Below are 13,675 nucleotides of genomic sequence, written 5' to 3'. Positions count from 1 at the left end.
TGAATGGCGCGATGGGGTTGGCGGACTATGGCCCATCCGCCGCTGCTACCTTCACGATGTTGGAATTGATTTCGATTGTGCCCTGCATCAAATCGGCGGTGTTAGCCGTACCGCCTTGCTCGGGCGTACCCATCACCAGTCCGATAAACAGGCGCTGAGATGGCGTGCCGCCCACCGGAGCATCGTCGCCTTCGATCTTGAAGGCATAATTGTTCTTGTTGCTGGGTTGACCGGCTGCAATGAGTGCAGTCTGCCCCGGATCACCAGGGAGAACAGCGAAATTGTTCTGCATCGAGGGCGCGTTTGCAGTGCCCTTGAGCTTCACGTCGCGTCCGCGGTTGATAAGGGGCGTCGTGATGAGGGCGACGGCGTCGCCAACCGGGCCCATGGTTTCCCATCCGTCGATAAGGGTCCATGTCTGGGATGAAAAATCAGCAGCAGTGAAATCTGCCGCCTGTGATGCCATGACGCCGCCGATATAAATCTTCTTGCCGGCGATAGGATATAGGTCAGCCATGATAGGCGCTCCATCTGAGGGACTGGCGCGCAATCACTGCGGGCCAAGCACCGCTGCCCAAGCGGCGTTTCTGGATGCGACCCGGCGGGCAACCGGGCCGAAACTGCTATTGTGCGCGAAGGCGGATCGTAAGCGTCACGCGACGACCGACGCGGCTCTCATCATCGACGGGGGCGGGTGACGGGCCGGAACATGTGACCATCCACACCTGATAATTCGGAACTGTGAAGCTGCGCGCCTGCCGGTGAAACAGCGAATAAACGAGGTCGGCGACTTGTTCGACGTTTCGATAGCTGTCCGGCTGCGGGCCATAGACATTGATGTCGAGCACGACGACAGGCTTGAAATCGTTGATCCCGTCCTCATCGCTCCGCGCGATGACAGGACCTATGGTAATCATCGGGTATGTCGCCCCGGATGGCACTGGTCGGCGCGTGTGAACCGATGGTGAGCCGTTGAACGATCCAAGCTTTGAGGTGATTGCGGGAACGGCGACAACGGCGGCATAGAGGCCCGACAGCACATTCAGGACAGGCGCGTTCATCGAAGCACCGCCTTGATCTCGTCCTCAACCGCCGCTTCGATCGCATCCTTGCGATTGGCAAGTGCCGGGCGAGCGTATGGACGCGGCTCCATGTTCTCGCTCCCGTGTTCAAGCGCCTCGGCATAGGCCGTGGACCAATTCACCGTACCGCTGAGTTCCTGTGTGTCGTATTCGGTTCGCCCGGATTGAACGAGGCGACCGGTGTCAGTCGCGGGCGCTTGGCCGGGCGCTGAAGCCTGATGCTTGACGCTGCGCCGGCGATAGATACGCCCCGTCTTTTCGCCATCCATGATCAGTGACGCGCCCTCTTCGAGGATGCCTTCCGTGCCAGTCACGACGCCGCGCATGGCGGCCTTGCGGATTTTCTCAAGGATGCTGTCGCCATCCCATTCAACGGTCATGGTGCAGGTGCCTCGATGCGGAACGCTTGGCATGTCCACAACGCCGTCGCCGGATCGGTCTTGACTGCCCTGATCTGATACCACTGCCCAAGGAATTGGGCTTTGTCGTCCTTCCCCGGCCGAATGCCAGCCGGAAGGCTCTGAGCGAAGATGTTCACGATTAGGTCAGTCTCTGGAATGCCAGCTCGAGCACGATAGGCGTCGTCGTATTCGTCGGTGAAGCCCTGCATGGGAGAGAGCGTGACGGTTCCGGGGGTCGGATCGCCGTATTCATCCAGCCCACCGGCAGATTGTTGGCGAAGCTGGCCGGTCAGAAGCTTGCCCTTGAAGCCAGCATATATCGCCTTGGCGATTTGCCCGGTGAGAAGCGGACCACTCATTGGTCGCCCTGCCCTTCGCGGCGCTCCAGTTCCAATTCAATCGCCGCGTCAGCATCGCCGCCGTTTTTGATTGGGAAGTCACTGATCTTCGAGGCAATGCTACGGCGCTCCTGCCAGGTCAGATCGCGCCAATTGGAAGGGATATCGACCGGCTGGTTTTCCGTGACGGTTCCGGCGTGCACTGGCGGCATATTAACCGGCTCGGCGGCGGGGACCGCCATTGGCTGCACCAAACGCGGCTCCAGCATTGAGCGTTCGCCATGACCGGGCTTATCCACATCGGCAAATTTGATGCGATGGCCTTCGAACAGCTGCCGGAGCTTTCTTGTCGGCACGAGCGTCTTGTCGAATGGTGTTCCTGGCGCGAATTCTTCGCCGCAGATTTTCAAGGGACGGCGGAACACTACGAAGTCGCGGTCTCGCTCGAATGAATGCCGCCAAGTCGCTCGGGCCATTGTGTTTCATCCTCGATATGATGGGGAATGGAAGTCAGTCGGCGCGTGCTATTGCTTAAGAGGTGCGCCGTCCTCAGATTTGGGCCTGATTAGCTCGTGGCGACCGCATTCGAGAAGAAATAGCCAAGGTCCGCGCCCACGACCTTCTGGTCAAATGCCATTTGGATTTCCACGCGGTCCGATTCCAGCCGCTCGATGCGGAACTTCTTGATGCGGAAGCCCATGCCGGTGGCGCCGAACCAGTTGGACCAAGAGAAGGTATAGCCAGCGGTCGGCTGCATGATGCTCGGCGTCGGGGTGACGTAGGCGAGCAGCGCATTCGGGCCGGAAATGAACTGGCTCTTTTCCCTCGTCGCGGAGTCCGCATAGTCGGCACCCTTGGCGCCAGCATTGAAGACAGCCTTGGACACGAGCACTTCATCCAGCTCGAAAAGCTGCGCCAATGTGCTGGCATTCGCCTGGGCGGGCTTACCGGGCGTCTGACCGTATTTCACGCGGTCAACGATATCCGGGTGATCCACCAGCGCATCATAGACGGCTTTGCCAAGCGTGATCTTGTTCGGCTCGAAGCCCGTCAATTCAAGAACCCTGCGCTTTGCGGCGCGGATGTCCTCGATAGGCGTCGAACCGGCATCGCTCCACTGAATGAACTGACCGGCGGCGGGTGCGGAAGCGACACCCGTAGCCTGGGTTGCCCATACACCGGTCTGGAAATACTTCATTGCCCAGAGACGTTCCCGGCGGATGAGTGCCTTCTGAGTGACGAAGATCGTGGCGTCACGGTCGGGCCCAAGGACCGAATCCGAATTCTCGCGGATCTGGTCATCGATATCCTTGTGATAGGCGTTGACCGGCGCGTAATAGGTCGGCGTGTTGTCGAGGTTGTAGCCCCCGCCGGCGGATTCCGTACCGGGCGCGCGTTCCTGCATCTCATCCCGGTTGAAGTCGGCGCGGCTGTAGACATAGTACCGGTCCGACTGCTTGGTGACGGGGATGTTCGGGAACACCTTATCGGCGATAAAGTGTGACTGGTCCTGCACATACGCCACCGACATGTTGGTCAGCGGCGCGTTGACGTGGACGTTAGACAGCGTAGGAGATGGCATTGAAAAGTTCCTTCTAAGGGGCCACGGCGTCTCGCGACGGCGCTTGTTTCAGGGCATCAAAAAACCGCCCGGAGGCGGTTCTGCATGCTCAAATTGTTGGGATTGGTTACGCGACCTTCTGCCAAAGCATCGGGACGATATCGCCCGCCACGCCGCCTTCCAGCAGCTTGCCAAGCTGGGCGCCGGCGGCAGCCGTGACAGCCTGCCCCGTGGCGTCGGAGGCGACGGTGGCGCCAGCCGCGAGCGTCGCTCCCAGCTTGATTTCAACGACATCGCCGATTGCAAACGGGAAAGCCTGACCGGCGGTTGGGTTGCTATCGATCACGCCATCAGCAACAGCGCCGGCGGCGGCGACTGTTACGCCAGCAGCGCCAACGACGCCGAACAGATACTGGCTTGCAGACAGATCGGCACCGGCAAGCAGCGTGATCGTCCGCTTCCTCTCGAAGTAGGACATGAAAAATCTCCATCTAAGGGACATGCCGCCTCTCGGCGGGGAAAGGTTGAATAGGAAGACGCCGCTTACTGCGCGGCAGCGGCTCGCTTGCTGATCTCGTCGTAGAGCGCCGGGTTCTCCGTCGCGGCCTTGTCGTAGGCCTTGGCGTAGGAGACGCTGTCGGCCTTCTGGATTTCCTTGGCGCGCTTGTCGAGCTTGCCTTCGGGCGATTCCGCGTCGTGCGTCGTGCCGTCGAGAGAACCCTTCATGACAAAAGCGCTGGAGGCGATCTTTTCGGCGGTCTTGAGAAGATGGTCGAGGTTCTTGCGTACGCCCTCATCCATGCTGCCCATAGCCTTTAGAATGCTGGCCTTGGCTTCTGGCGTGCCCGGAAGATGGCCGAATTCGTCAGTGGCGCGCTTCTTGAGCCGCTCGAATTCCGTCTCATCCTTGGCCTTCTTCAGATCATCGGCCTGCTTGGCGATTGCCGCCTGCTGGGATTTCAGCACGGCGAAGGTGGCATCGCCAACCGCTGACTTGCGGATTTCATTGCCATCCACCTTCAGCACTTCGTCACTTTCGGCGGCTTTGCTGACCTTCTTCTTGCGGTCCTCGGGCGACATGGCCATGAATTCCTTCTTGGCTTCGTCATCCTTCATTGCGTCCAGGTGCTCGCGCTCTTCCTTGGACATTTTGATGATGGCCTCAGAGGTTTCGAGCTTCTTTGACAGATCGGCAGTTGCGGCGGCCACCGCGTCGGCGATCTTCTTTTCCAGTTCTTTCGGGTCCATGTGGTTTTCTCCATGGTCGGGGTTTTTGCCGTCGCCGGCGCTCTTGCTCACCCAACCGTCGGGGAGCAAATCGGTATGGCCGAGCGCCTTGGCCCGACTGATGATGTGTTTCTTTGCCGCCTCGGGGCTATCTGCCCTGCCGGTGGCGTGAATGGCGTTCTTGAGGTCGCCAGCACTGATGATAGGAAATGAGCCGTCAGGCATCGCCGCGCCGCTCGATGCGGCCTGCTCGCGCTGTTCTGCGGTAAATGAGCGCTTCCAATATGGCTCGCCGTCATCCCGTTTCATGATGGTCATCCGCGCGCCCTTCTGGGCTGGGCGGTCAACGGCGCTGATTTCAGAGATGGAGAAATCTTCCATGACCCGCTTCGTCATCACGCGACCTCTCTATCTTTGATGCGGCGACCGCCTATAGAAAAGCCGGTGAACTCGCCTGATTTGAACTTGGCAAGCATTTCCGGGCTGCTCGGCTTCATCGCGATCATGAGCCCGGTTTGCTTGCTCTCAATGCCCATGGCTTTGGCGATATCCGCGGTCATCGGCCACGCGAAGAGGACGGAACCCTTCTCGCCGCCCTCATGCATCTCCTTCGCCATTCGGCTATTCGCCATGAAGTCGGCGGCGGCCTTGAGCATGGCGTCTTCCGGGATAAAATCGCCCTGAGTGTCGTAATATTCCTTGCCGTCTACCTTGCAGACAATCGCCCATCCGAAGACGAGGCCCAAACCCTCATCGACCTTGAATACCTGGGCGTCGGTCGCAAATTCGCCTTTCATGACATTCGTCTCCGTTCGAGGTCTTTGAAGCGAACCTCGGCTGCTTCATCGCCGTTGAGCCATGCAGCCGTGAGCCTGTGGTGGCCGTCGGCAATGAACAGCCGGCCGTTGATCTTGACGACGACGGGCAGCTTGCCGCCCTCGACGCCGCTCTCTGCGATGGCTTTGACTTTCCCGGTATCGACGCGGTTTTGCATCGCCACGAGTTCTGCCAAGGGCACAGACTGTTTTGGTAGCTTGTCGGGATCGGTCAGCGCGCCGAAAAAGCGCGGCACCTGATCTTCCCGTAGCGCTCCAAGGACGTTGCCCTCATAGGTGAACGGTGTTTTCGAGCGCTCGTCGTCAAGCGGCTCCAGCGCGCGGCCTGCTGCGAATTTGGTGGTGTCGGCCTTCTTCGGCTTCTTCCATTCGGTGCCATCGACGTGGACGGCGCTGGCGCTAGGTTCGCTCATGCGTGCCTCACTGCTGGATCGATTGGTACGATCAGCCATGTGTGATCGGGATCGCCGATGCCGGCCTTCGATGGGTGCGGATCGTGCAGAAGCTTGCCGTCCTGCATCACCACCATGTGGTGCGCGCCGCGCGGTGAGATGCCCAAGGCGAGATACATGACCTCGGGGCAGAAGTTTCCGCCCATGCGGATCGCCTCATAGCCGCGCTCTCGAAAGAACTCATGGAAGGCATCCCAGAATGTGACTGCATCGTCGCCATCAGCACGAAAGTCCGGAACGTTCTCAAGCCGAAGGCCAAGGATGCTGGCGACAGCCGCCTCGGTGCAGTTCCCCTTCGTAGAACCCTCAGCAGGGTTGTAGAGAATGGTCTGATCAACGAATGGGGGGCGTCCGCTCACACTGTTCTCCTCTCGGATTTCGCCAATAAAAAAGGCGGCTCCGAAGAACCGCCCATTTGGGGTAAATTTGCACTATTGGGCTATGACGCCCGTTGAGCCTTCATCTCGGCAATCATCTTCTCGGCCCGGTCAAGCTCACGCTTTACGTCCGGGTCCTTGGTGCCGACGCTCCGAAGATCGGCGGCGAAAGCCTCCCATTCCTCCAGTGGTGAGAATGGAGATGGCGGGTCTATGAATGATCCATACTTCATCGCTTTGTACCCTCCGCAAGGAGCAAATTGACCAATTTGCTCACCCTACCATAAGCATCCGCGCTGCCGCCCCGCAATTCAGCGGTGTATTTTATGCGCCCAAGTCGCTCAAGCGCCATGTTGATGATATGGGCATGGACCGCGGCGGCGTCGACCGGCGAGATTTCGCGCGCGTTGACTTGCTCCTGCAATGCGCGCCGGACACGATCGGCAACGCGTTGGATGGTCTTATCGGTAAGGCGCTTCGGCTCCCAAGCCGCATATGAACTGCCGTCATGCCCATGCGCCCAGACGGTATGAAGCGCCGGGAAGCGCTGGAGCATCAACAAATCCTGCCCGCTGAGCGATGAACTGCTCGGGTGATTGTGGTGCAGCACATATTCACTGCCCTTATCGCTAAGCCTGTAGGCCAACTCAGGCGTAAAGTTGACACGATTATTAGCGTGACCGTCGATCTCGCCCAGCATTTCCCCGGTGCGTCGGTTATAGCCAGCTAGGTGCTCAAGCCCGTCTGACCTCCCCTTATTCAGGACGGACGCCTTTGACGCATTGTCGAGGCTCACAGCATCCACCGGCGCGCCCTGCGGCTTCGGTTCCGGCTTCTTGATCCTCATTATCTGGACGCATCTGCACCGAATTACCTCGCTCGAAGGCCCGCTCGGATCGTGTGGCCGCATCATCGAGACGCCAGCGCCGGTGACAAACTTCGCCTCGCGCCCTTGAACTGTCCTCACCTGCATGTTGCGATGGCTTGGCCGCTCTCGCCCGTCACGATGGGTTTTCCATTCCCGCTCGATCTGATCGTCTGCGATCTGGACCTCATCCGTGATCTGGTTGAACGCCTCCTGCCGGGCGGCGCTGACCGCATTGCCCGTCTCGGTGATTGCAATCGTCTCGGCGCGGGACTTGATCGCATTTCGCCGGTAACGATCAACCATTCGTTCGACCTGATCGGCACTCAGCGGCTCGCCAGCGCGGTCGGCGCGCGCAACGGTGCGATCATAGCGGCGGTCCCTTAGATCGCGGTCCAGCGCCTCCCTGCTGCCGCTTTCGAGCAATCGCCGGTAGTTCCGAACCGCTTCTTCCTGCTGGACCGTCAAGCCGATGGCATTTCGGAAGTTCGAAGCCACGTCGCGAGGCCCGGAACCATCCACAAGGCCTTGCGTGAGCGCCTGCCGGATTGACTGGCGCTGGCTGTCCTGCATTTCGCGAACGAATTGAAGCTGGTTCTGCCGCATCAGTGCCGCGGCGCGCTCATTGGTGGGATCGAAGGAAATCCCCGTCGATGGTGCCCAACTCTTCACTTGGTCCGCGAGGGATTTCACTTCGTCTCGTGCCGCCGCGTCGAACACGGTGGATAGGACCGGAGCCATCCGGGCGATGTGGCGATCAACCACGGACAAAGCCGCTTCGACATCGCCGCGGCCAAGGAGGTCCGCTATTTCACGCATTGCCTCGTTGTTCTGTACAGTTTGGACAAAGCGCAAAAACGCGGCGCGGACGTTTGCCTCAAGCTTGGATACAAGCCGCTCGACACGCTCGTAATCTTCGTTTTTCTCCTTTGCGAAGGCTATCGGAGTGCTGTAATTGATAAGCGATGAAAAGGTTGAGAGCATTCGATCCTCGCGACGGTACACAGCTTCCCGACGATCCATCGACATGGCTGTTCACCAGCAACGAGGCGCTGATCAAGGCGTCTCGTGTCCAAGGCGTGCAGCCGATTTCATTTTGGCGTGGTGTGGCGATCCTGGCGACGATCTGGGACGAGGATCATATGCCCCGCGTCAAGGAATAATCCGGGTCCGAGAACGGCGACTGTCGTGTCGTCCCGCTTGCGAATGCACCCACCAGCGACGTACCCGCGCCCGATGATGCAAGACACCCCGCCAATGGCGCGAGGATGCCCCACAGCGCCGAAGCGTTCGATTGGCTGGGCAGTATCCCGGTGTTGAAGTATTCGATCTCAACCGACCCTGCCTTGAGGCGTTTCGTACCGCCCTGCCCGCTCGACGCGCCGCCGGCAAGCTCCGGGTTCTGGGTTATGGCAAAGGCAAGCTGGATCGTGACGTTGACCAGCGCGGCGGGAAGTGTCGTCTGATCGGCCTGACATGTGCGCGGCCAAGCCAAGGCGTTGTCGGGGTCTGTCTTCGCGCCTTTCCAGTCCTGCGCGTCAATGAGACGAACAGCCGTGACAATAGCCCGGCCCTTGTCGTCCCCACTCAGCGCTATCCAGGCTGCGGCATTCACCGACCCGTTGAGAAAGGCATCAGCGTCAGCAACATTGACGTAAGCCGGATAGACCGTGCTGCTGATCGTGACTTGAGGATATGAGAAAGCCATCTGTTATGTGGCTTTCAATGCGTCGATGATGGCGTTGATGGCCACCTTATTCGCGTTGGCAAGCGCAATGGCCGTGGGCAAATCGGTGGCATCTGCCGTTGCTACCAGTGATAGGGCATCAATCGCCGTGCGTTGCGCTGCGCCTTGGTCATCGACGTATTTCTTGGTAGCGAGAGCCGTATCGCTACCAGGAACATAAGAGCCGGAAGCCGTAACTTGTCCCGTTCCATTAATTTCCAGAGCTGGATTTGCTGTATCTGTGCCAAAGAATTGAATAGAGGCTGTGCCACCAACAGCACCGCCGACTAAGGTAATGGCACCAGCACCAACGCCGCTCTGTTCATTGCGCCAAACGAAAGCAGCGCCAGCAGCGGTCAATTCGATATCGAAACGTTGATTGCCAGTCGTTCGATTCGGGTTCGCAATCGTCAATCCGGCATTACCGTTGCCGCCGACAAGGTAAGCTCCCAATCCACCGGGGATGCCAGGATAATGGGTTGGCCCAGATATACCCATATAGCCAACGCCGGTAACGGACGTTGATACAGCGACATCTGTATCGGAAATGGCAACGCGCGTTCCGCCGTTGGTCTTGATATGCACTGGCTGTGCATTAGTGGTCCCGAACTCAAGCGCCGCGTCTTGCGCCTGTCCGCCAAGTTGAACTAAATCGACAAGGTCAGCTTCTGCCGCCGTGCCGAAAACCGGCTTATCCTGAACTTCGTCCCAGGTGGGAGCAGGCGGAGGAGGTATTGTCCCTGCCAGTTCGGCAATCGTCACTCCGACACGGTTCTTCTGCGCGTCCGGTAGTTTTTTTGCTTGGTTCGGGTGGAAGGCCTCGATGAGGTAGGTTTCGTCAACCATGATGGTCTCCTACATTCCCATAAGGGATGGATCAGGTTCAGGTGCAGGCGGCGCGCCCAAGAGTTCGCGGACGAAATCGATGGCTGGATCATCCGCCGCCAGGACGTGACCGGCGGTCGCCATGTCACGGAGCGTTGCGGCGACCTGTTCAACCGAGATAAAGGACACTTCCGCGGGCCGGAACCTTGGCTTCAGACGGTTATCGAAGCCGTTGAGCGTCCAGAGTGATCCGATCATGTCGCGATTGAACACCTCGGCCATATCGGCAAGCATCCCGTTCACCTGAATGTACAGGTTGCGGCTCTTGTCCTCGCTGAGTGCTCGGCTGCCCGAGCTCTGCCCGATCATCAATGTTTCCACGCCAAGGACGCGGGCAATCTCGAAATTCGTCCGCTCGATGGAGGCGCCAAGATGCTCGATGCCGGTCGAATTGCCTTGCAGCAGTTCCAATCCCCAACGGAGGGAGCTTGACCATGAATGGCCGTCCGCTTGGATGTTCTTGAACGGTGTGCTGTCAAGCAAAAGGCCGGTGTTTACGTCCTTCGCCTGCGTTTGGACGAAGCTGCGCATCGCTGCAATTGCCGCGTCAATATTCTGTCCGAGCTTTTCATCTTGCGGATTGGCGCGCTTGATATCCTCAAGCTCTGCGATCGGCGCCCGGCCTATGGGAGTTCCGCGAAGATCACGGTCAAAGCCGATGCCTTCGATTTTCAGATATTCCTTGAGGCGTTCCGCCGGCTCCGCGACCTGACGCAGCAACCCAAGCCCTTCAGGGCTGTCGGATAGCGTGTCGTCCACCAGATAGATCATCTTCCAGCGCGGGATGTAGAATAGCTCCCCGGTCTGCGGCGAGCGCTGCACAACGCCCTTCACCTGCCCGTTGACCGGATCGATATCCCATTGCCAGATGGTGTGCTGCGGCCTCGCCTCGATGTTGCTGATACCTATCAGTCCATCTTCGCGCTTGGACGCCTGCCATTCCTGAATAGCATAGCCGTAGAAGCGATACATGCCCGATCGCCGGATGATGCGGTGCCAGGATGTGCCGATGTCGTGGCGGACCGCTTCGACAAACTCAGCAGCGCGCTTTGCCTCATCCGACGACTGCCCATCCGGCAAATCCGCCGCTGGGTCGAGTGTCCATTTCGGTTCCGTCGCAAGCCCGAGGAAATACCTCATACCGGCCGCCACGATGGACGTGTTGACCATGATGTCGGAGAACGTCTCGTACCGGCGATAACCGGCGACGGCTGGGTTGCGTTCGACATTCTGGACAAAGCCGCCATAGACAGCCGTGCCGCTTACACCAGCCTCTTGGTAAGGGCTGACCTTCGGCTTGTTCTCGAACCCGATCAGACTGAACAGGCTCGACAATGGAGACTTGGGCATGTGTCATAGCCTAACTGTTGATTGGGATGGCGACGGGGGCGCCGATGCCGGAGAAGTTCTCTTGCCGGCCGAGCATTAATTCAGTCACAGCCCATACGAGAGCGTCGAGACGGTCAGGCGAAGCCAAGCCGGACAGCGGCTCCCAAATGACCATCTGATCTTCAAGGTCCGGCATATCGCCGACGTGGCTAACCTTGCCTTGCTCATACAGCGCGGCCACCGGCTCGGCCCTCGCCCGCTTTCCAACCCTGGCATGAACTATCTTGACCGGTGCGTTAGCCCGCTCCGTATGGATAGCGTGGGTGACGAGATTGCCGCCTTGATTGCCTTCAGCAACAATCCGGTCTGCTTTGTATTGATCGTAGAGCGCGACGGCCTTCTTGGCCCACGCGCCGGGTGAACGCCGTTTGGAGGCGTCCTCGAACACATAGCAGCGCTTATCGACACCAAGCCCCGCCACCACGATGCCGGTTTCGGCACTTTCTTCCGTCTCGGACACGGCGGGATCGATCGCCACCACCACGCGGAGCATTTCCGGGACTTCGCCGCGATGCCTGATCTCATCAATCTGAGCGCGAGACCAAAGCGCCCCTTCAGCTTCTTCAAGGAATTCAGCGTGCAACTCTTGCCGCCCGAGGCGAGTGCCTTCGTATTTGTCCCGGATCGTTTGCAGGAAGTTCGGCGCAAGGTTCCCCGCATTGTCGTATGTGGAGCCCCGCGTCATCAGGGTCTTCTCATCCTTCATGATCTCTCGGATGAGCTTGAGAGGCTTGGGCGTCGTCGTGATGCAGGTGCGCGGACGGTCGCCCAGTCGGAGACCGAACATCGCCATGTCCCATGTTTCACGCAAATATTTCCATGCGGCCAACTCATCGCACCACAAGGCATCGTGCTGCGGGCCGCGAAGGCGTTCCGGCTCTTCTGCCGAGAACAATGTTGCGATGGCGCCATTCGCCCAGGTCAGGCGGCGTTTGGATGGCTCATAGCGCGGTCGCCCGAGCATTTCGCCGGTTATCGTCCTGTCGCCAGCCCAGCAGACCGAGAGAACACCGCTCTCACCCTCGACCATAACGTCACGGGCATCCGAAGCGGTGGGGGCGATAAGCCCTATGCGGGAAGCCCCAGCCTTTACCTGCTCGCGAACCCACTCAGCCCCGGTTCTGGTTTTTCCGAAACCTCGACCGGCGAGGATAAGCCACGTCTGCCAATCCCCTTCTGGGGCGACCTGCTGCGGCCTGGCTAGGAACCTCCAGTCATGCAGGAGCGCCCGGCAATCCTCGTCACTCAGCCCCGCCAGTATCGCCGCCTGTTGGCTTGGCGACTGCTTGGCGAGATAGGAGAGATTGAAGCTTTGATCGGGCATCCGTCACCGTTATGTCGCCCGAGACATCAGCCTCGATCCGATCAACAAACAATTTGTGGTATTTCCCCAATAGCCCCCATGCCGACACACGAGCCCCGTGGGAGCTTCCTTCACCTTCACGGGTCGCTTCATGGTAAAGGCCGTCAAGCACTTCCTGCGCCGTCACTTCGGCTTTCCTGATGCGTTTCGCGGCCCCCTCCGCTATCGCAGCGGCAATACCAGCATTCACCAACAATCTCGGGCCTTGCTGGTTTGCTGTCTTTTCGCTGTATCCGGCCCGGATTGCTGCCTGTGTCGCGTTGAGGTCGATCAGGTATTCAGCGACGAAGCGCTGCTGCTTGTCACTCAGTGGCATTCGCGTTTACCTGTGGATTTATGTAGTTACACATCTTGCATTGTGCTAAACTTGTGTAGTTACGCAAATGCGAGGGACCATGGCCATCAGGATTGCAGCAAAAGAGCCAGAACGGGTGTCGATTTTACCTACCCCCTCGGAAGCAGGGGCCGTTGACGTTTCCAAAAAGCGCCGGGCAAACGGCAATGCGAAGCAGTTGATAACCCTGCGGATTGATCCAGAGGTCATCGAGTTCTTTAAATCTGGCGGCCCCGGTTGGCAAAGCCGCATCAACGATGAGCTTCGCAAGATCGCCGGCCGCTAGCCCTCACACCTCACCACAGTCAGCACATCATCCCCGAACCGATAGACCTGCGAATAGCACCGCTTGGTTTTGACTTTGGTCGGCGCTGGCTGGATCGCAATCGGCTGTTCGGCTGAAAGCACCATTGGCCGGTCTGGACGCGGTACGGCGGCTTGCCCCATGGATGCGATGCATATCGCGGCGACGAATGCACAAACAGCGAGAAGCTTCGTACCGCGATACCTGACGATAACCCAAGCGGATAAAGCCAATCCGTCGAGCGCGGCAATAATAGCAGTGGGCCTCACAAGGGTCAGGGCAACGCCAAGGAAGGCGAGAATCTCTTTGATCATGCGACTGCCTCTAGGCGCGCCAACTCGACGGACAGTAGCTCAATGCGTTGGGCAGCGGCCTTGAACAGCGCCGCATAGGCGTGATGCAGGCTGGCGAACTCTTCCCATTCGCCGGAGAACGGGTTGAGAATGTGTGCCTGCGAAGGTGCCGCGCCCACGTCGATGAACACGTCACCCTTGAATGGAATGTCACTTGCTTTGATTTCCATCGTCATCATCCT

Annotated in this window: 22 protein-coding genes; 2 read left to right on the top strand and 20 right to left on the bottom strand. The window is 59.1% G+C overall.

From position 1 onward, the window contains the following. Positions 1 to 25: 25 nt before the first annotated feature. From IEX53_RS15530 to IEX53_RS15470, 13 genes are all read right to left on the bottom strand, one after another. Positions 26 to 517, bottom strand: a complete 492-nt coding sequence (locus IEX53_RS15530; RefSeq protein ID WP_188825094.1) for a hypothetical protein — start codon at positions 515 to 517, stop codon at positions 26 to 28. 106 nt (positions 518 to 623) lie between these two features. Continuing rightward, entirely contained in the window at positions 624 to 1,061 is a 438-nt protein-coding gene (locus tag IEX53_RS15525; RefSeq protein ID WP_188825093.1) for a gp17 family tail completion protein, read from the bottom strand. Next, entirely contained in the window at positions 1,058 to 1,462 is a 405-nt protein-coding gene (locus tag IEX53_RS15520) for an HK97-gp10 family putative phage morphogenesis protein (RefSeq protein WP_188825092.1), read from the bottom strand. The genes IEX53_RS15525 and IEX53_RS15520 overlap by 4 nt, the downstream gene beginning before the upstream one ends. Next, a complete protein-coding gene (locus IEX53_RS15515; protein WP_188825091.1) occupies positions 1,459 to 1,842 on the bottom strand; it encodes a hypothetical protein in 384 nt (127 codons plus the stop codon). The genes IEX53_RS15520 and IEX53_RS15515 overlap by 4 nt, the downstream gene beginning before the upstream one ends. Further along, complete coding sequence (locus tag IEX53_RS15510) at positions 1,839 to 2,297, bottom strand: hypothetical protein (protein ID WP_188825090.1); 459 nt, start codon at positions 2,295 to 2,297, stop codon at positions 1,839 to 1,841. The genes IEX53_RS15515 and IEX53_RS15510 overlap by 4 nt, the downstream gene beginning before the upstream one ends. 89 nt (positions 2,298 to 2,386) lie before the next feature. Next, positions 2,387 to 3,403: a major capsid protein gene (locus IEX53_RS15505; RefSeq protein WP_188825089.1), complete on the bottom strand. Its 1,017-nt coding sequence runs from the start codon at positions 3,401 to 3,403 to the stop codon at positions 2,387 to 2,389. Positions 3,404 to 3,509: 106 nt separating this feature from the next. Further along, positions 3,510 to 3,860: a hypothetical protein gene (locus IEX53_RS15500; RefSeq protein ID WP_188825088.1), complete on the bottom strand. Its 351-nt coding sequence runs from the start codon at positions 3,858 to 3,860 to the stop codon at positions 3,510 to 3,512. 65 nt (positions 3,861 to 3,925) lie between these two features. Continuing rightward, entirely contained in the window at positions 3,926 to 5,005 is a 1,080-nt protein-coding gene (locus IEX53_RS15495; RefSeq protein WP_188825087.1) for a hypothetical protein, read from the bottom strand. Continuing rightward, the gene (locus tag IEX53_RS15490) at positions 5,005 to 5,406 is read right to left on the bottom strand and encodes an XkdF-like putative serine protease domain-containing protein (protein WP_188825086.1); all 402 of its coding nucleotides are present in this window, start codon (positions 5,404 to 5,406) and stop codon (positions 5,005 to 5,007) included. The genes IEX53_RS15495 and IEX53_RS15490 overlap by 1 nt, the downstream gene beginning before the upstream one ends. Beyond that, on the bottom strand, positions 5,403 to 5,858 hold the full coding sequence (locus tag IEX53_RS15485; protein ID WP_188825085.1) for a ParB/RepB/Spo0J family partition protein: 456 nt from the start codon (positions 5,856 to 5,858) through the stop codon (positions 5,403 to 5,405). Before IEX53_RS15485 ends, IEX53_RS15490 begins: the two co-directional genes overlap by 4 nt. Then, positions 5,855 to 6,256 carry a hypothetical protein gene (locus IEX53_RS15480; RefSeq protein ID WP_188825084.1) on the bottom strand — a complete coding sequence of 134 codons (402 nt, stop codon included), beginning with the start codon at positions 6,254 to 6,256 and terminating at the stop codon, positions 5,855 to 5,857. Before IEX53_RS15480 ends, IEX53_RS15485 begins: the two co-directional genes overlap by 4 nt. An 80-nt stretch (positions 6,257 to 6,336) precedes the next feature. Next, positions 6,337 to 6,507, bottom strand: a complete 171-nt coding sequence (locus tag IEX53_RS15475; protein WP_188825083.1) for a hypothetical protein — start codon at positions 6,505 to 6,507, stop codon at positions 6,337 to 6,339. After that, a complete protein-coding gene (locus IEX53_RS15470; protein WP_188825082.1) occupies positions 6,504 to 7,958 on the bottom strand; it encodes a phage minor head protein in 1,455 nt (484 codons plus the stop codon). The genes IEX53_RS15475 and IEX53_RS15470 overlap by 4 nt, the downstream gene beginning before the upstream one ends. Before the next feature lie 146 nt (positions 7,959 to 8,104). On the opposite strand from IEX53_RS15470, the gene IEX53_RS15465 reads away from it, so the two are divergent. Continuing rightward, the gene (locus IEX53_RS15465; RefSeq protein ID WP_188825081.1) at positions 8,105 to 8,302 is read left to right on the top strand and encodes a hypothetical protein; all 198 of its coding nucleotides are present in this window, start codon (positions 8,105 to 8,107) and stop codon (positions 8,300 to 8,302) included. Here IEX53_RS15465 and IEX53_RS15460 read toward each other — a convergent pair. Genes IEX53_RS15460 through IEX53_RS15440 form a run of 5 tightly spaced genes read right to left on the bottom strand, consistent with a single transcriptional unit; the run spans position 8,278 to position 12,818 of the window. Next, complete coding sequence (locus IEX53_RS15460) at positions 8,278 to 8,847, bottom strand: DnaT-like ssDNA-binding protein (protein ID WP_188825080.1); 570 nt, start codon at positions 8,845 to 8,847, stop codon at positions 8,278 to 8,280. The two genes, IEX53_RS15465 and IEX53_RS15460, sit on opposite strands and share 25 nt — an antisense overlap. Before the next feature lie 3 nt (positions 8,848 to 8,850). Further along, a complete protein-coding gene (locus IEX53_RS15455; protein ID WP_188825079.1) occupies positions 8,851 to 9,711 on the bottom strand; it encodes a hypothetical protein in 861 nt (286 codons plus the stop codon). Between the two features lie 9 nt (positions 9,712 to 9,720). Continuing rightward, a complete protein-coding gene (locus IEX53_RS15450; RefSeq protein WP_188825078.1) occupies positions 9,721 to 11,100 on the bottom strand; it encodes a phage portal protein family protein in 1,380 nt (459 codons plus the stop codon). 10 nt (positions 11,101 to 11,110) lie between these two features. Further along, the gene (locus IEX53_RS15445) at positions 11,111 to 12,463 is read right to left on the bottom strand and encodes a DNA-packaging protein (RefSeq protein ID WP_188825077.1); all 1,353 of its coding nucleotides are present in this window, start codon (positions 12,461 to 12,463) and stop codon (positions 11,111 to 11,113) included. After that, positions 12,381 to 12,818 (bottom strand): terminase small subunit, encoded by a 438-nt coding sequence (locus IEX53_RS15440; protein ID WP_188825076.1) that lies wholly within the window; start codon positions 12,816 to 12,818, stop codon positions 12,381 to 12,383. The genes IEX53_RS15445 and IEX53_RS15440 overlap by 83 nt, the downstream gene beginning before the upstream one ends. A 79-nt stretch (positions 12,819 to 12,897) precedes the next feature. Here IEX53_RS15440 and IEX53_RS15435 point away from each other — a divergent pair, with 79 nt between their 5' ends. Then, entirely contained in the window at positions 12,898 to 13,122 is a 225-nt protein-coding gene (locus IEX53_RS15435; RefSeq protein ID WP_236016220.1) for a BrnA antitoxin family protein, read from the top strand. Here IEX53_RS15435 and IEX53_RS15430 read toward each other — a convergent pair. Both IEX53_RS15430 and IEX53_RS15425 read right to left on the bottom strand, forming a co-directional pair. Beyond that, positions 13,119 to 13,454, bottom strand: coding sequence for a hypothetical protein (locus IEX53_RS15430; protein WP_188825074.1), 336 nt, complete (start codon positions 13,452 to 13,454; stop codon positions 13,119 to 13,121). The two genes, IEX53_RS15435 and IEX53_RS15430, sit on opposite strands and share 4 nt — an antisense overlap. Then, positions 13,451 to 13,663, bottom strand: a complete 213-nt coding sequence (locus IEX53_RS15425; RefSeq protein WP_188825073.1) for a hypothetical protein — start codon at positions 13,661 to 13,663, stop codon at positions 13,451 to 13,453. The genes IEX53_RS15430 and IEX53_RS15425 overlap by 4 nt, the downstream gene beginning before the upstream one ends. Positions 13,664 to 13,675: the final 12 nt, after the last annotated feature.

Source organism: Paramesorhizobium endophyticum, assembly GCF_014640615.1.
In the GTDB taxonomy this organism is placed as follows: Bacteria; Pseudomonadota; Alphaproteobacteria; order Rhizobiales; family Rhizobiaceae; genus Paramesorhizobium; species Paramesorhizobium endophyticum.
The sequence above is the reverse complement of the archived record's forward strand: the minus strand, read 5'-3'. Positions and strand labels throughout refer to the sequence as shown.